This is a genomic window from Christiangramia sp. OXR-203 (assembly GCF_034372165.1).
GTDB lineage: Bacteria > Bacteroidota > Bacteroidia > Flavobacteriales > Flavobacteriaceae > Christiangramia.
Map to the genome: position 1 here is coordinate 2,950,197 of NZ_CP139698.1, position 17,059 is coordinate 2,967,255.

General features: G+C 40.0%; 14 protein-coding genes. All 14 read right to left on the reverse strand.

Annotated elements, in window-relative coordinates; all coding sequences use genetic code 11:
• Positions 1-46: 46 nt before the first annotated feature.
• The 14 genes from T8I65_RS13600 to sprA all read right to left on the reverse strand — a co-directional run bounded on the left by T8I65_RS13600 (position 47) and on the right by sprA (position 17,021).
• Entirely contained in the window at positions 47-283 is a 237-nt protein-coding gene (locus T8I65_RS13600; RefSeq protein ID WP_322301108.1) for a hypothetical protein, read from the reverse strand.
• 44 nt (positions 284-327) lie between these two features.
• Positions 328-867 carry a DUF420 domain-containing protein gene (locus T8I65_RS13605; RefSeq protein WP_322301109.1) on the reverse strand — a complete coding sequence of 180 codons (540 nt, stop codon included), beginning with the start codon at positions 865-867 and terminating at the stop codon, positions 328-330.
• The gene (locus T8I65_RS13610) at positions 864-1,598 is read right to left on the reverse strand and encodes an SCO family protein (protein WP_322301110.1); all 735 of its coding nucleotides are present in this window, start codon (positions 1,596-1,598) and stop codon (positions 864-866) included. The genes T8I65_RS13605 and T8I65_RS13610 overlap by 4 nt, the downstream gene beginning before the upstream one ends.
• Positions 1,598-2,242 (reverse strand): hypothetical protein, encoded by a 645-nt coding sequence (locus T8I65_RS13615; RefSeq protein ID WP_322301111.1) that lies wholly within the window; start codon positions 2,240-2,242, stop codon positions 1,598-1,600. The genes T8I65_RS13610 and T8I65_RS13615 overlap by 1 nt, the downstream gene beginning before the upstream one ends.
• An 82-nt stretch (positions 2,243-2,324) precedes the next feature.
• Positions 2,325-2,684 (reverse strand): cytochrome C oxidase subunit IV family protein, encoded by a 360-nt coding sequence (locus T8I65_RS13620; RefSeq protein WP_322301112.1) that lies wholly within the window; start codon positions 2,682-2,684, stop codon positions 2,325-2,327.
• Between the two features lie 17 nt (positions 2,685-2,701).
• Positions 2,702-3,682, reverse strand: coding sequence for a cytochrome c oxidase subunit 3 (locus T8I65_RS13625; protein WP_322301113.1), 981 nt, complete (start codon positions 3,680-3,682; stop codon positions 2,702-2,704).
• Positions 3,683-3,727: 45 nt separating this feature from the next.
• On the reverse strand, positions 3,728-4,309 hold the full coding sequence (locus T8I65_RS13630; protein WP_322301114.1) for a cytochrome c oxidase subunit 3: 582 nt from the start codon (positions 4,307-4,309) through the stop codon (positions 3,728-3,730).
• A complete protein-coding gene (cyoE, locus tag T8I65_RS13635) occupies positions 4,300-5,202 on the reverse strand; it encodes a heme o synthase (RefSeq protein WP_322301115.1) in 903 nt (300 codons plus the stop codon). The genes T8I65_RS13630 and cyoE overlap by 10 nt, the downstream gene beginning before the upstream one ends.
• Before the next feature lie 86 nt (positions 5,203-5,288).
• Positions 5,289-7,409, reverse strand: coding sequence for a gliding motility protein RemB (locus T8I65_RS13640; RefSeq protein ID WP_322301116.1), 2,121 nt, complete (start codon positions 7,407-7,409; stop codon positions 5,289-5,291).
• Positions 7,410-7,514: 105 nt separating this feature from the next.
• On the reverse strand, positions 7,515-8,237 hold the full coding sequence (locus T8I65_RS13645; protein WP_322301117.1) for an energy transducer TonB: 723 nt from the start codon (positions 8,235-8,237) through the stop codon (positions 7,515-7,517).
• A gap of 111 nt (positions 8,238-8,348) precedes the next feature.
• The gene (locus T8I65_RS13650) at positions 8,349-9,065 is read right to left on the reverse strand and encodes an energy transducer TonB (RefSeq protein WP_322301118.1); all 717 of its coding nucleotides are present in this window, start codon (positions 9,063-9,065) and stop codon (positions 8,349-8,351) included.
• 25 nt (positions 9,066-9,090) lie between these two features.
• Entirely contained in the window at positions 9,091-9,489 is a 399-nt protein-coding gene (locus T8I65_RS13655; RefSeq protein WP_260443446.1) for a VanZ family protein, read from the reverse strand.
• Complete coding sequence (gene gcvH, locus T8I65_RS13660; protein WP_141878760.1) at positions 9,482-9,862, reverse strand: glycine cleavage system protein GcvH; 381 nt, start codon at positions 9,860-9,862, stop codon at positions 9,482-9,484. The genes T8I65_RS13655 and gcvH overlap by 8 nt, the downstream gene beginning before the upstream one ends.
• 61 nt (positions 9,863-9,923) lie before the next feature.
• On the reverse strand, positions 9,924-17,021 hold the full coding sequence (gene sprA, locus T8I65_RS13665; protein WP_322302803.1) for a cell surface protein SprA: 7,098 nt from the start codon (positions 17,019-17,021) through the stop codon (positions 9,924-9,926).
• Between the last annotated feature and the right edge of the window lie 38 nt (positions 17,022-17,059).

The window sequence follows — 17,059 nt, forward strand, 5'->3', positions numbered from 1 at the left end:
TTAGGGAAAGTGTAATTCTTAAACTTAAGTTTACAGTAGACAGAATCTAAGCTTCTTCTTTTTCTCTTCTCTTCCAGGTGCGATAAATGAAATAACCAATTCCACCAATAAGCAGATATGGGAAAATCATAAGATATAGAATACCATCATTAATTCCCTTTGCGGTACTTTGATCACCTTCACTTTCCAGCACGGCGCGACACATGGAGCATTGCGCTTCAGCAGTTTCAGGAATTAAAAGAAAGGCTGCAAATAGAATGCTTAGAATAAGTAGTTTCTTCATCTTCAGTCTCTTGATCTCACCAAATTAAAAATTTCCGAAGAGAATTAATAATACGGCATCATAAATAAAAATACCAGTACACCAGTTACGGCTACATATAACCAGATTGGGAATGTCCATCTTGCTATCTTCGAGTGCTTATTATATTCGCCACTCAAACCTCTATACATTGTAAATAAAACCAGCGGCACTATGATTCCGGATAATATGATATGGGAAACAAGAATGAAGAAATAGACGTATCGCAAAACTCCCTCTCCTCCATAAGGCACCGGTTCATTACTGATTTTTGAAAGCACATAACTTACCAGGAAAACTACAGAAAGGCCAAATGCGGCGATCATAGTATTTCTGTGTGCTAAAAAATTATCTGCCTTCATGAAGAAATAGCCAACAACCAGTAAAATTGCAGTTAGGAAATTAAGCACGCCATGAAAAAGCGGAAATGTTATCGAATTAGTTCCAAAGATGTTGTAACGCTCAGGTAGCAACATAAGAACTACAACGATGGCAGGAACGGCGATAGAGAGACCTATGATCACAGGAACAGCGATCTTATCTGAAGTGTTCAAAGAAGTTTTCAAAGTAAGTTATTTATATCTTCAATTAATATTTCGATCTGCGGTTCTTCCTGGTCTCCAGTAACCGACTTATTTCGTTCTACAGAACCACGATAATAGATGATTGGATTTCCAAAATCATCGGTTCTTGACCTTATATAACCTTCCTTATCTACTAAAGCGAACCAGCCCTGATGGGCAAATCCTCCAGCTACAGATGCATCTTCCCCGGCGTATATTCCAAAACCTTTATTCGCCACCTCGTAAATCTTTTCGCGATCTCCAGTGAGCAGGTTCCAGTCTGGATCTGTAATTCCATACTTATCGGCATACTCTGTGAGCACTTCTGGAGTATCATGCTCTGGATCAATAGAAAATGAAGCAATCCCAAAATTGGAAGCATCTTCAAACTCATCCTGTATTTCAACTAGATTTTTGTTCATAATCGGGCAAATGGTAGGACAGGTTGTAAAAAAGAATTCTGCCACATATACTTTACCCGCGTAATCTTTGTTGGTGATCGTATCGCCGTCCTGGTTTACAAAACTAAATTGAGGTGCTTTTTTTCGCTCTCCGTCAATTTCAAGGTAAACCAAAGGAACATCGGTTTTAGTACGCTTTTTACTGGTTGTTTTATTCAGGCGATCTGCTTTAACGATCTCATCATCACTAATCCTGTCTATGATCTTCGGAATAAAAATAATCCCGAAAACCAGGATGATCAGTGAAATTCCTATATATGAGTAGTTTTTCATTAGATCTTATCTTTTCGATTATTACGCTTTAAAGCCAGACGATATTCTGCAAGGATAACTTTTACGTCATCGTTCATCTTGTTATTGAGCTCTGCAACATCTCGTGAATCATAACCATAAAGCTCACCGTGATCTTCATCGTCATCACGCCCGCGAAGATTACGATCTTTATCTACGATATAAACATAAGGCGTGTATTGATCCTTATCAAGTTTATGCGGACTGGCAAAACTTTCAAAGACTGTTTCGATCTCTTCAGAAGTGGCATAAGCTATTTTCCATTTTGAAGATTCACTAATCTTTTTAAATTCTTCAATAAAGTTCCCGGTATCTTCTTTAGTTTCCGAAGGAAGAATTAGAACAAATTGAAAATCGTCAAAATCGTAATATTTTTCAAGTATCTTTTTATCGAGATTGAAGGTATTGCCCTTAATTTTTTCAAGATCTGATCCAAAGAAAGCGACAACTGTGATATGCTCATCAAAACTAAGAACACTATCGGTATTGGTTTCCATTCCTGTTATATCGGTTACATTTTCTGTGAGCACAGGTAACCTGGCGAAGTTGTTCTTGCCAGAAGCAAAGAACAAGTATGCGGTGATTGGAAGGGCGAATAAAATACCAAGAACTAGAAACTTCTTCATAGCAATGAGATGCTTTACAGACGGGTACAAAAATAAAAAGACGGTTTTATAAAACCGCCTTTTCCTATGCTTTTAACTTTTGTTAGAAGTCCCAGGCTACATGCCCGCTCTTATACACTTCGTAGATATATCCACCTTCAGTAAGAAGGATGAAAATAAGATAAGATATAAGGAAAATAGACGTCCAGACGATCGATCTTCTAAGTCCTTTGGTTTCATGTTCAAGGTGCATAAAAGACCAGGCGATATAATACGCTTTATAGATAGTAAGCAGGATAAATATCCAGTTAAGCAATCTCATTCCTAAAAACATAGTGTCTGTTAGGAAAGCAGGCTTAATAATTCCAAGAATTACTTCTGCGATTGTTACTACTGAAAGTATTGCGAAAACAAACCAGATCCTTTTAGTCGCAGATCCTTCGTGTGTTGTATCGTGAGCCATAATAATTTATTTCAGAATTAAACCAGGTAAAAGAATGTAAATACAAATACCCAAACTAAGTCTACAAAGTGCCAGTAAAGACCAACTTTTTCCACCATCTCGTAACTTCCTCTTCGTTCGTAAGTTCCAATAACTACATTAAAGAAGATAATGATATTGATGATAATCCCGGAAAGCACGTGAAATCCATGAAAACCAGTAATAAAGAAGAAAAAGTCTGCAAATAGTGGTGGGCCATACTCGTTTTGAGTAAGGTTTGCACCTTCTACAGTCCCAATAGCTTCAGCGTCTAGCTTAGCCAGAGACTCATCTCTGCTTAGGATGGTTTTCTCGTTATCTTCGGTAAATGTTTGTGTTCTAATTAGCAGATCTTCATTAGCTGCAAAACCAGCTTTGATCTCATCAAGTGAATAGGTTGGCAGATCAGCTCCGGAATCAAACCAGATCCCGTTGTTAGCTTTATGTTCTACTCTATCGCCTTCAATTGGAATTGCGATCTCAGATAATGCTACACGATGACCTTCACCATCTACGAATTGAAGGATGTTACCACCTTTAGTAGTTACAGCTCCATATTCTCCGCTAATAAAGTTCTTCCACTCCCAGGCTTGTGATCCTACGAATATGATACCACCAATAATGGTAAGAAACATATAAAGCGTTACCTTGGCTTTCTTCATATGATGCCCTGCATCTACGGCAAGTACCATAGTCACAGAAGAAAATATTAAAATGAACGTCATCAACGCCACATAATACATTGGAGCATCTACTCCATGCAAGAACGGGAAGTGATTGAAAACCTCATCGGCTATTGGCCAGGAATCAATAAATTTAAAGCGTGAAAAACCATAAGCGGCAAGAAACCCTGAAAATGTTAAAGCATCAGATAGGATGAAGAACCACATCATCATCTTACCGTAACTAGCTTTTAGTGGATCATTACCACCACCCCAGGTTTTTCCTTCAGTGCCTGTTCTAACAACAGTAGCCTCCATAGAAGTGTTTTAATGTTAAAGGATGCGCAAAAATACGCAATTTTATTATTTAAAGAAATATAAAAAGATAATCAGGTAAATCCACAGAAAATCAACAAAGTGCCAAAAAGTTGCACCAAGCTCAAATCCAAGCATTTGACCTGTATTATAACGTTGTTTAAAATGGTTATAAATTAACACTAAAAGTACTATCAATCCTATCGCCAGGTGGGCTAAATGCGCCAGCACCAAAACATAGATAAAAGATGTTGTGATCGTACTCTCACTACCAGTAAAATAATAACCGGATTGCACTATTTCTGAAAAGCTGTAGAACTGGAAAACCACGAATAAAATAGCCAGAATCAAAGTTCCAATCAAGAACGCCGAGGCATTTTTACGATTCCCAGATCTTATCGCCTGTTTAGATAGCCAGAGTGTGATACTACTCGCTACGATTACCAGTGTGCTCCAAAGAAATGAAACTGGAAGTTCAAAGTCGGTTAGCCAGTCTGGCCTGTTCTTACTCACCACATAAGCACTGGTCAAACCTGCAAAGGTCATAACCATACTTATGATCCCGAACCAAAGCATCATTTTCTTTGCACGGGCCTGTTTCATTTCGTCTGATCCCTGTGTTAAATCCATTGTCTAATAAATTTATCGAGTACATATACAATTTGCAGCAACGTGATATAGGACACACTTGCAAACATTAATTTTTTTGCCGCTTCAGCAGTTTTCTCTTTGAAAAGTCTGATCGCATAATACATCATTCCAAGTCCCAGCAGTAAGATTATGACTCCGGAAACCGGGGTCAGATACAACTTACCGGTAACTCCGAAAACGGGAATTAGCGACACCATGATCGTCCAGCAGGTATATAATATAATCTGAACTGCCGTTCCACGATCACGTTTCCCAGTAGGAAGCATAAAGAATCCACCTTTTTTATAATCATCAAACAACCACCAACCAATTGCCCAGAAATGCGGAAACTGCCAGAAAAACTGGATCATAAACAAAGTACCTGGCTCTATACTGAAGCTTCCCGATGCCGCCACCCAGCCCAACATAAATGGGATGGCTCCTGGAAATGCCCCAACAAATACTGCCAAAGGCGTTTTCGTCTTTAATGGTGTATAAAGACTCACATACATGAAGATGCTTATCGCACCGAACATTGCGGTCTTTGGATTGATCACATATAAAACAATCAAACCCAGAACAGTAAAAATACTTGCGATGGTAAATGCTGTGGTAACAGACATTCTTCCTGCTGGCAGCGGACGGTTTTTCGTGCGATCCATTAGACTATCCAGGTTTCTTTCTATGATCTGGTTATACGCATTACTCGCTCCTACCATGAGGTAACCACCAATGGCAAGTAAAGTAACAGTCACAAAATCTATGGAATCGGCACCTAAAAAATAACCCGCCACAGAGGAGAAAACCACACTAATGGCCAGCCTCATCTTAGTAATTTCCTTAAAATCTGAGAGTATGGAAGCGCTGGGATTATGTACGCGAGTGTTGCTCAAAAAAGCTTTTTTTAACTTGTGCAAAGATACTCCTTAATTAGGTTTTAGCAAGGCTGGCAATGTGTTAATTTTCAGGGATAAAAAGACTAGTAATCGAAATACCAGTTGAAAATATCTGTACGCAATCCAAAGTTGATCCAGGTCGTGGAAATTTCAGAATTTAAAGCAGTATTCACCTGAGGATTAAAGTCCCTGTAGATGAAACTAGCAAACAGTTTTAAGTTCGTAGTTGGATTCACGATATAACCTGCTTCTAGTTCAGAATAAAATGAGTTCGTTGTATTTCCCTGCCCAATTTCTACCCCGGTTTCAAATGGGCGGGCCTCTTCGCTTCTGTATAGATCCTGACCGTAATAAGCTCCGTCTTCAGAAAAATCAAAACCGCGCTTTCCAAGAATCAGTTTCGCACTCCCATAATACCTATCTTTTCTATATCGTGCGATTCCTACAAACTCTCTGAAATTCGCACCCCACAAATGAGACATGGACTGGTTATTATGTGCATAGTTCAGCGTAATAGAATTATGAGAATAAGTATATGGGCGCACCTGGTTATATTCAGCCTGAAGGTAAAGATCATCTACTTTGAAAGCGTTGAAATACTTTAAACCAAGTTGAAAACCAAGCTTATTCTTCCAGCTTCCTTCTCCTCCAAAAACATCGGTTGAAGAAAATTCGTCAATCAACCACTGTCCATACGTATACATCTGGTTCGATATCTTGTATTTCCCTGTTAGTCCTATAATCGCGTTTCCACCATCGGCTCCCGTAGCGAATTCTATCGCACGATAAAAGATCACAGGATTCAAATAATTCAAATCAAAACCACGATCGTTGTCATTCTCCCACATAACCGACTCAAAGAATCCAAGATTAAGACGTTTGGTAAGATTCAGACTCAAATAATGATTTGCGATATATTTTGTTCTGAAGGAGCCGCTATTGGTAACTTCCGGACGAACATCTCTTAGAGACATCCAGGTATTTGTATATTTTATCTTCCAGAACTTGGTATTCAGCTTCAAATAAGGATAAGGAGATGGATTGTCACTTAATAAAAGGGAACGATATCCATCACCAATAAAGTTATTGCCATGTCCAAACTGGATATTTATAAATTCTGAAGGAGTAAAGGATAAATAACCTTCTGCAACCGGGTAGTCATACCCATCATTCATAAAAGTTTTAGCTATTCCTCTACCCGGTACGATCGCCGGATCACCTCCGGCAGGACGTATAGATTCAGCAAAATCATTATAATACTGAGCAAATCTTCCCTGACTTTCATAGATGACTGAATAAAAATTGAACTTTTTACCTAAACCTCCCTGTACAATAAATTCTCGGGTATTGTTATACGTAAACTCATGCTCTGTCTGTTCAAAATCCTTTCCTATTTGCAAATCAAATCCAGGATCTATGGTAAACCAGTAATCGTCTGTCTGAAACCTAACCAGGTGCTCATTCCAAAGTTTTCGCCCTGCATAAGTATTTCGATCCTGCAGCATTTCCTGTCTTTCAGCTTCAAAATCATAGTATTTATTCACCTCTGCAAACATTATCGGTTTAGAAGCCGAATGAGAATTAAGACCTATTTGATTGATCTCAGCATCAAACCGACTATAATATTCATGCGATAGCGGGATATTGATCTGGCTACTGTATCGTGGTTGGGTAAAATCATCAGATTTTATTCTCTCATATTCTTCAAGAATATTGGATTCCATGGATTCTTTCTCCTGGGCAACTACTTCTTTATTATTTTCTTCGGAAATATCTTCGACAGGATACAAAGCTGAGCTGGAATCAAGCGGTAGTTTCAGTGGCATCTTAAACTGCATATGAATCGCTCTGCCGTTGTAGGTAGCAGGTTTTAACCGCGGAAGACCTGCAAACACCCTTCTCACTTCTGTCTTTAGATCTTCGTATGCAGCATCCAGATAAATAACTTGAAAAATACCATCTTCATCAACCTCAAAAACTATGGTGATTTTACCGGTATAGTTTTCCTGCATAAAAGATTCCGGTAGCCTGAATTCATCTTTGAACTTCGCGAGGAAGGTATTCTTAAAACAACTTTCCTGATTTGCGTAAGTAACATTGGAGCATTCTTCAAATTCCGGATAGAGTTCAGATACTGTACTCGAATCCTGACCTAAAACACTTAGACAGAAAAATGTAAAAACAAGAAGCAGGCAATACTTCATAGGTAAGTAGCAGGTTAATTGGTGCTGTAAGATACATAAAACAGAAGTATCCCAAAATAAAAAATCCCGGACATAGCCGGGATTTATATGATATTGAGCGGACACTTAATCCTGCACTTTAAAAGCAATTGGAAGGGAGTACATAACGCCTACCGGTTTTCCACGCTGCTTACCAGGCTTCATCTTAGGAAGACTGTTAATTACTCTAGCAGCTTCTTTCTCAAGTCTAGGGTGTGGAGCACGAGCTCTTACCTGACCAATATTACCTTTTTCATCAATTCTAAACTGAACGATCACACGGTTGATACCAGAAAGCCCTAACTCAGAACCAAGATCTGTATCAAACTCCTTGTTCACATACTTACTGATCTTTTCACTCATACAAGCTTTGCGCTCGTTGTTGTTCTTTAGATTTTCACATCCCGGGAAGATTGGCACATCTTCAATAACCGCGAACGGTACATCAGCTACCTCTTCTTCTTCAACAGCCTCAACAACTTCTTCTACTTCAACGATCTCATCAAGATTGGTTTCTGTAGACTGGATCTCATCCTCTTCCACTTCTTCCTCATCTTCTACAACCTCGATAACTTCCGGTGCCGGTGGTGGAGGTGGCGGTGGTGGAGGTGTGTTTTGCATTTCTGTAATTGGCACATCCTCTTCATCAAGTTCGTCCATGTTTAACTGTCCGATATCTACAGCTTCAGGATCATATGTCTTCCATTCTATTGCCTGCCAGGTTATTAGCAAAACAAGAATAAGACCTAACTGCAAATAAAGAGTTCGGTTTCTATTTAAATCAGCTTTTGGATTTTTCTTAGGTTCCATAATGCGTTTAGTTGTTAAGGGTTGCTAAAATAAAGATTTTTTCTAAAAAACTAAATTAATCTGATAGAATAAGTAATTAATCTACAGCTAATTTTCAGTATAAGCTCAAAACTATTGAACTTTAAACCGAATTGGGATAGCATAAGAGACCGGCACTGCCTTTCCTCTTTGCTTCCCGGGTTTCATTTTCGGCAGTTTTAAGATCACCCGCTTAGCCTCTTCTTCAAGTTTAGGATGAGGAGCTCGAGCCTGCACCTGCTCGATTTCACCCTGTGTATTTACCACGAACAGGACGGTTACTAAGTTCATTCCCGTTAGCCCTAATTTCTCCCCAAGTCTGGTATCAAATTCTTTACCAACGAACCTGCTGATTTGTTCACTCATGCAGCTCTTTCTGTCTGCATTATTATCCAGATCCTCACAACCTGGAAATAAGGGAACATCTTCAATAAATATAAATGGGACAGTTTCAATCTCTTCATCAGGTTCTGCATTTATAATATCTTCAGGTTCCACGATATCATCCAGATTGATCTCAGTGGGAGCTATATCATCTTCTTCTACATCTGCATCGTCTGGAGCAATTTTAATTTCCGGAGGCTCTACAGGTGGTGGCGGAGGTGGTGGTGTTTGATCATAAATGGTTACAGGAACTTCCTCCTGGGGCAGATCATCCATGCTCAAAACATCTTTACCTGCCTGAGCAGGATCATAAGTTTTCCATTGAAATGCCTGTAGCGTAAAAAATAAGGTTACAATAAGTCCAATTTGAAGAAACAGGACCCAGTTCCGACGAAGATCGGCTTTCGGATTTTTTTTCGGTTTCATAAAAAGCTAGGTTAATAAAGGTTAATTACAAAGAATACCTGCTTTTCAACTTTTTTATGGTGGGCGCCATTACCAGGAAAAAGATGACTGCAAGCAATACACCAGTCGAATTTGCCAGGCCATCCCACCAATCGGGTGTCCTGTAACTGGTTAGAGTTCCCTGTAGAACCTCAATTAACATACCAAATAGAAAACACGCGATAGCAACCCAGTAGAGATTAGGGCGATAACGTGTAAAATCGGTGCTTTTCAGGATAAAAAATAGCTTCCATAAAACACATAAAAACAAATATGCTCCGGCATGGAGCATTTTGTCTGTAGGATCGAAACCACCTACACTTACTTTGAAGTTCATCACGATCAAAGAAAAGTACGTGATGGCACCTGTATAAAGAAGCGCTAAAATTAAAACTAATTTATGCACCTACTACTTCCTGATATTCTTCGGCAGAAAGAAGACCTTCAACTTCAGAAGCGTCTGAAAGTTTTATTTTGATCATCCATCCATCACCATAAGGATCATTATTTACTTTTTCCGGCTCATCTTCAAGACTATCATTAAATTCAATGATCTCACCTGAAACTGGCATGTAAAGATCTGAAACGGTCTTTACTGCTTCTACGGTTCCAAAAACCTCTTCTTTTTCAAGAGTTTCATCCAGAGTTTCTACCTCAACATATACGATATCCCCAAGCTCACCCTGGGCAAAATCTGTAACTCCGATAGTCGCAGTGTCTCCTTCAATTTTAACCCACTCGTGGTCTTTTGTGTACTTTAATTCTTGTGGAATATTCATGTGCTAGTTTTATCTTGTGGCAAAGTTAATTTTTTCGCTGAATTGTTCAAATATGCCTTAGTTAATTTCCGAAATTATAGATCAGGGTAAAACCAGATCGAATCGTCGTTTGTGGAAATGCTGTTGAAACTGCATATTCAGAGAATGTATGGTCATAATAGAATCTCGCCGTGAGGTTCCTGGTAAATGCATAATCTGCCTTGAAATTGATAGACCAGATATCCTGTCCCGAGATTGTTTGATTATTAGCAAGATCCAGATACCTTACAATCGTTCGGTTCTTACGATAACTAACATCGGTCCTGAAATTAAGATCACTACTAAGTACTCTTCTTCTTCCTCCAAGTGCCGTTGCGATCTTTAGATCTCTCAATCTGTAACCGAGTCCAAGAGTATATTCATTTCCGCTGTATTCTGTAAGCAGGTTATTATCAAAACTGAAAGCGAGCGAGCGATCTTTCTCCATTTTCGCCATGATCTGTATACTGTTCTTGGTTTCAAAATCGATAAGTGCAAGCGGAGTGAATAATTCTGTTAACACCAGGTTTGAGAAAAGAACAGTATTTTTAAAATCACCTGCCTGGTTCAATGCTTCAGGATCTGCAGGATCATAATCAAGGTTTGTCTGGTACTGGTTCAATGTATAATCTGCACGATACCCATGGTTTATGGAAAATCTTCGGAACTTATCCCGGAACCACTCGAAACGCATTAATCCTGTATACTTAAGATTCCAGTTTGGAATAGGCACATTTCTAAAAGCTCCCAATTGAATACTTTCTGCATCCTTTCCAGAATATGCAGCGATGAATGCCGGCAACAATACCGCTTGATTTGTTTTACCAATACCTCTTGGAAAACCTTCTTCATCCACATCTGTAGGATCCAAACCACGTTCGCTGGCAATTCTTCTGGCAACCTCAATTCTGTTCGCCCTGAAATTCTGAAATGCTTCAGAACTGGCTTCATTAGACTGCTGGAAACTTGTCGCGATCAATAATGTTGAAATATTGAAGTTCCCGTAGGTGTAAGGAGTAAGCGATTGATAATCCATACTCACAGGATCTACACGATAATTTTCAGAATAATTCTCGGCCTCGTTCTTTCTCCCGGTAAGTTCAATGGTAAGATCTGGTATAAAACCAAAACCTGCCTGGTAATCCAGTTGCTCATTTTTCACTGCGGAAAACTGCTGATTGAAATTCTGGAATAACGTAAGCCAACCTCTTTCTGCCGCCATTTGCCTGATATCATCCTGAAAACCAAAAGTAAATCCAGCGGTTGGCCTGAAGGTTCCCATAAAGCCAACACTCTCTGTATAACCTGGAAGAAATATCCCGCGGCTATTGCGATAGTTGACCTGAAAAGTTTTCAATCCTGTAGCGATCCCGATAAGTGTATTATATCCTTTATTGGTTTTTGGCCTAGGTTTTTCCTCCACCTCTTCATCTTCTTCGGAAGGTGGACCAAGTGTTGGAATTCCCCTGCTCCGTTCCTGAATACTTTTCCCGGCACTGTTATTCTTCTTCTGAACTAAACCAACATAATTATATAGATCCTGAAGATTTAAACTGGCATTGATCTGGTGCGTATTGGAATTCTGAACACTGTTTCCTATCGTCGGAATATCCTCTAACTGCTGGAATCGCTGAGATCCTCGCTGCCATTGAAAGTCTCCGGTATAAGAATAAGTGGCGTTCACGAACTTTAAGACTGGTATCTTTTCAAAAGGCAGGTCATAATTCACCTGAAGTGTTTGGAAATGCTGATTTGGTTCTCCAATATTAAAAAAGTCATCCCATACTCCTATAGAATCATCAGCAAAACCTTCATCATCTATATAATTTCTTATAATCCTGTTATTGCTTGCGTTAAACGCAAAACTCAAAGACCTGGTCAAATTATAGTTGATTCCATACTGCCAGTCGAACAGGAAGTTACGTTGGTATAGGGTTGGTATTCCTATATCGCTATCACTAAGATCCAGAGAACGGAACTTTTGCTGATTATACTGCCTGAAGATATTTGAACTCGCATTGATGTTAGTTGGCAGGTAATTAATATTAAAATCTCTGAAAATGGCGAAATAATCACTGCTGTCCAGAACTGCCAGATTCTTTAAAGGCTCCAGGCTTTTCTGCGGAAAACTAAATTCATAAGTTCCACCTACTCTAACACTTTGATCGATACTTTCTTCGATCTCGAAATCCCGATGGTCTACCTGATTGTAGGAAGTAGCAAAAGCAAAATTCTCAATATCATAGGGCATCGGAGTTCGTTCCCCGGTACGCTCTTTTCTTAGCCCAATTACGTTTATGCTCTGTCTTTTGGTATAGGATTGTGACTGCTTCTCTACCGCATCTCTTTGTGCCGGGTCCTCAATATTATCAAGTCTTGTGTCCAACTCCACATCCAGAAATTCCTGATCGTATTTTGGCGTGATCAACTCCTCTCCCCGGCTATAGTTCACAGGTATTTTCACACCCCATTTCTGCGGAAGCAACTGTCCCATATTTAGGTTTGTAACCACATCATATTGTTGAAGATCTTCCCTGCTTCTCTGGTTAGGCCCCTGTCCTAAAGCTCCAAATCCTACCGTACTTCGTCGTCCTGTAGCTGAAATATTGGCGAAATCTGCAAGATTACTATCCATACTTACCACTCCGGCCCAGCCCCCTTCATTTTTAAGGTCTGAAAGTCTTAATTCGTTAAACCACACTTCTCCGCAAAGATCGGTGACCCCATCTTCCCTGGTTCCATTTTTTACTCCAACCATGAGCAACCTTATGTTTCCAAAACTTGGATTTCCTTTTACTCCAATACGTAATCTCCCCATATCATAGGGAGCTTCAGCATCTACTTCCTGAAGATCTTCAGTAAAGAAATTCAAGTCGGTTGAATTCAAAGTTGGATCTCCCAGTACTGAAGTTTTTACCTGTTGTAACAGATCCAGTTCCAGGTTCATTCTGTTCACTTCCGGCCAGATCTCTTCCGCAGTAGAAGCACCAAAAAGTGTTGGTGACAAGGGTATTTCCACCTGGTAGAAGTTGTCACTAAAATCTGTTCCCATTCTAACAAATGCGACCAACTGTCCATCCTTAAGCGGCTGGCGGTTAATTACAGATTCAGCATGCAGGAACATTTCAAGATTCTTATACTGCCGCATATCGATCTGGAAATTCTTATAAACCGCACGGGCATCCTGAGGTTCCAGATCACAAACGCTTAAGGAAAGTGATTGTTCGTTTTGACGTAAGCTGGTATTATTTTGATACAGCTGTTCTCTTTGAACTCCCGGAGGCAATCGATAAGGAATAGGTTGCCTGTTCTCGTTTTCTTCTATATTCACAGCATTTACTTCAAAGGAAGTATTTGGGTTCTCCAATTGCCCTGAATCCTCAAATAAGCTCTGGTTATACCTCCTGTAGTCTCCCCGAACAAGATCCATAGTTCCAAATCTAAGGATGGTTTCATCCTGAAAGTCGCTAAGGAACATTCTTATAAAACGAATGGACCTAAAATCTGCGATACCTCCAATGGCATTGGTGGGTTCAAAAATTGGCACTTTAAACTGCACCCAACGCACCGGCAGATCCTGCCCATTTCGAAGTGTGGTCGTTAATTCCTTAACGTCTGTGATGTACTTGTTATTATCAATATTCATCCCCCGGAAAAAAGGGATCTTATATTCGAAATAACTATTGATGGTATTCATCGTGTTATCCCGGTTAATATCTTCAGTAGTAGGTAATGTGGTATTACCTCTATTAGTATCAGAAACATCTGTTGGTGAGTTGCCTTCAGTTCCATTATAATCCAGGTATCGATCTAAAACACTGCCATCCCGATTCAGGAAATACTCGTAATTATCTGCGGAAGGATCGGCAAGGTTTCCATAATCCGGGAATTTCAATGCTTCTTCAGCATCAAGTAGACCGTCGAAACCTGCATCCTGAAGCGTTCTTCCAGCTCCTTCAGAATCAAATGCATACACTAGTGAATTATCTGCCGGAGTATTTCCGAATGCAGAGGTGATCACATTGGCTTCGCCTTCACCTTCGGGTAGTCCGTTTTCATATTGTTTTCGTCCATCCTTCAGTACATCTTCAGAAATATTTCCCAGGTTAAAGTTTATGAGTCCGTCGCTTTTATTAGCATTTTCAGCATATATATAAGGATCCATTACCCAGAACTGGATATACTCCACATTGGTTTGCTCGAAATTGGTCGTATTTATAGGACGGGTGATTCCCGCGAAATTATTTCTAGGTACAGGTAGCGTATTCCCACCAGCTGCTGCAGGATTATAATTGTAAGGACCACGAACCGAGGGTTTATAATTCACATCCATTGTGTAAACAACTTGCGGCTGACCCTGCACTACATCTGTATTTGGAAAGATCTCATTCAGCGCAACCCTTCTGGTCGAATAACTTGAAATATCTGAATCGCTGATCCCATCTGGCCTGTTGTTACTATAGAAAATTGGATCTATTGTATACCAGCTCATTTTCGCTCTTCTGTAACCTGCACTCAGATCTCCATTCGCAAGTTCGCCACCAAAACCAACCGGAACACTGGACAGTTCCCACGCCAGGGGATTATTAATATCAATTGCCGTTTGTGCAGCTTCAAAATCATCTATATAAGTAGTAGCCTCTCCATCAAAATCGTTGGAATTAGGAGATCCTGGCAGCAAATAGGCAAATTCTCCACGCACAGATACATTAGACATAACGTCTGTATCAATATTTGGAAGTTTATTCACCAGCCTCGTTAAAAATGGAACTTCTGTACTGTAATTCAGGTTTAAACCAAGAATTGTATTGTTGATTGGCTCGTAGCTGTAATTCGCTTTCTGAGTTAAAGGGCGCTCTTTAAGGTTAATAAAAGTCCCCCCAATAAGGAAATTTTCATTGAACTGATGTTCTACATTAAGCCCGGTAAATCGCTTGGTCTGCTGACCGAATAAAGCATTATTTTCCGTATTTACCTGGATTGGAATATTGGAAGCAAGCAAGCCCTCATCAAGGATCTGGACTCTTCCAAGTTCGTAATTCACTACATAATCCACTCCTTCCTGAAGGATCCTTCCTCCCGCAGTTACAGTAACCGATCCAGGCGGTAGATTGAATCCAATTGGAATACCTTCTACCTCAGCCGACTTATATCGACCCTTTAACTGGAATTTGTTCTTATCTGCCTCTTCCTGCTCTGCCTGGGTTTTCGTAGTACGATACATAGCACGAAAAACATATTTTTCCTGGTTTGCATTCCAGGTTTCCGGGATATTATAATCTTCACTACCTGCGTTGGGATTCTCATCCAGTTTTCGGAAGAGGTGTTCCCCGAAAGGTTCTACCGTAGTAAAGATGATATTACCATTTTGAGGATCGATGGTAATTTGCTGAACATAGTCAAAAAACCCATCCCCATCATTGATCGGGTCATTATTGGTATTTAATTCATCCAGCCTGAAAACCCGCAATAATGGAGTTTCATTCACATCTGCAGGCAGCGAGGTTCCTTCAACAGGTTTTATATAGTTTAATGGCTGAGGATCTGTATACAGAATATTCATTCTAAAATCTTCACGTTCCAGCTGATACGCATTAAGACTATAAATGTTCTTCATCATCAGGTCCCAGATAGGCTCCTGAACATTGGTAATCGTACTTTTAAGCAACTTAACCACAAGATTCTGACTAGCCCTGGAATTAGTTCCGGTAGTTGATTCTTCAGTTCCGGGATCGTTGGTAGCATTCACTCCATCATTCGCAAATTCACCAACCTGGAAAACCTCGCCATTGATCGTATACTGAAATGCAACCCCAAGCACCTCATCGTTGCTTAAACGTTGATTCAAACTAATATATCCAAGCTGAGTATTAACGGTATATTCTGAAGGTTTTAGTTGTCGCGCATTTTCCAGTTTTGCATAGTCGGTTCCTTCGGAAACAGTTATTGTTCCAAATCCCTGGTCTACAGTAGCGATATCTCTGATAGCCTGATTAAGCACAGATTCCCCATTGCCATTTATACCGAAGGGATTAAAATCATTTACAAGGTTATCTGGAAAAGCTCCTGCTGGCTGATTGAAAAATCCGCCCGGCGGAGTATCCAGTCCAATATTCCCGGGAACATTAGATTCCCCAAGATCCTGGATGGCTACGATATTTCGCGTATCCTGAATATTCTGAATATTGTTGGTTCTGTTCGTGACCCAAACCTGTATCCTCTTGATCTGAATATTGGTATTGATAAACGGATAGTTTCTTAGCGCTTCATCATAAGTATCGCGGAAGTAGTGCGCAAGGAAAAAATGCCTATCGGCATCATAATCCAGGGCAAATTTGGCAAATTCCTCTACGGTTGCCCCACCTTCCACATTAACCGTACGTCGCTCCGACTTCTGTTCTGAAAATACTCCGGTGATCCTAGTTTTCCCAAACTGAAGTTCGGTTTTAAAACCGAAAAGACTCTGCGCACCCTGAATAAGTGCATTGTTAAAAGGCATATTTACGTTACCTACTTCAATTTTTTGAACGATATCATCCTCGTTTGGTGTATACTCAAGTTTCAACTGATTTTGAAAATCGAAAGTTGACTCAGTATCATAATTCGCGGTAACCTGAAGACGCTCTCCAATTTGTCCCAGCATGGAAAGACTAATCCGCTGGTCAAAATCAAAAGATAAGTTGCTTCTGTTCCTTGGAGAAAATGCCGGGTTATCCTGTTTGGTATAGAGAAGTCCAAGATCTATTTCTACCGATCCCTGCGGAACGATATTGATTTCAGAACCACCAAAAATGCTTTCAAATAGATTATTATTGACATAGAAATCTGGTAAAAGATCACGCTGAATATCTTCAGTTCCTTCCTTTCTACCAGAAAGCGCGTCATTTTTCAGCTTAAAATAATTACGCATTTCTTCTTCCAGCACGAGGTCTTCATATTCCTGTGGAGTAAGGACTAATGGCAGTCCTATGTTGATATGTCCTACGCGTTTCCTGTAAAAATAACGGTTGAGGATAGGATCATATTCGTACCTGGACTCTATAGATTGTGGATCTGGGAGCTGAAGCTCACCTAGAGCAAAGCCCGCCTGGATGGTGTCCTGAGGAGCCTCCTGGGAAATGGCGTCTATAGAAAACACCATAAATAACAGGAAAGTCAGGCGTACCGGTAAAGACAATT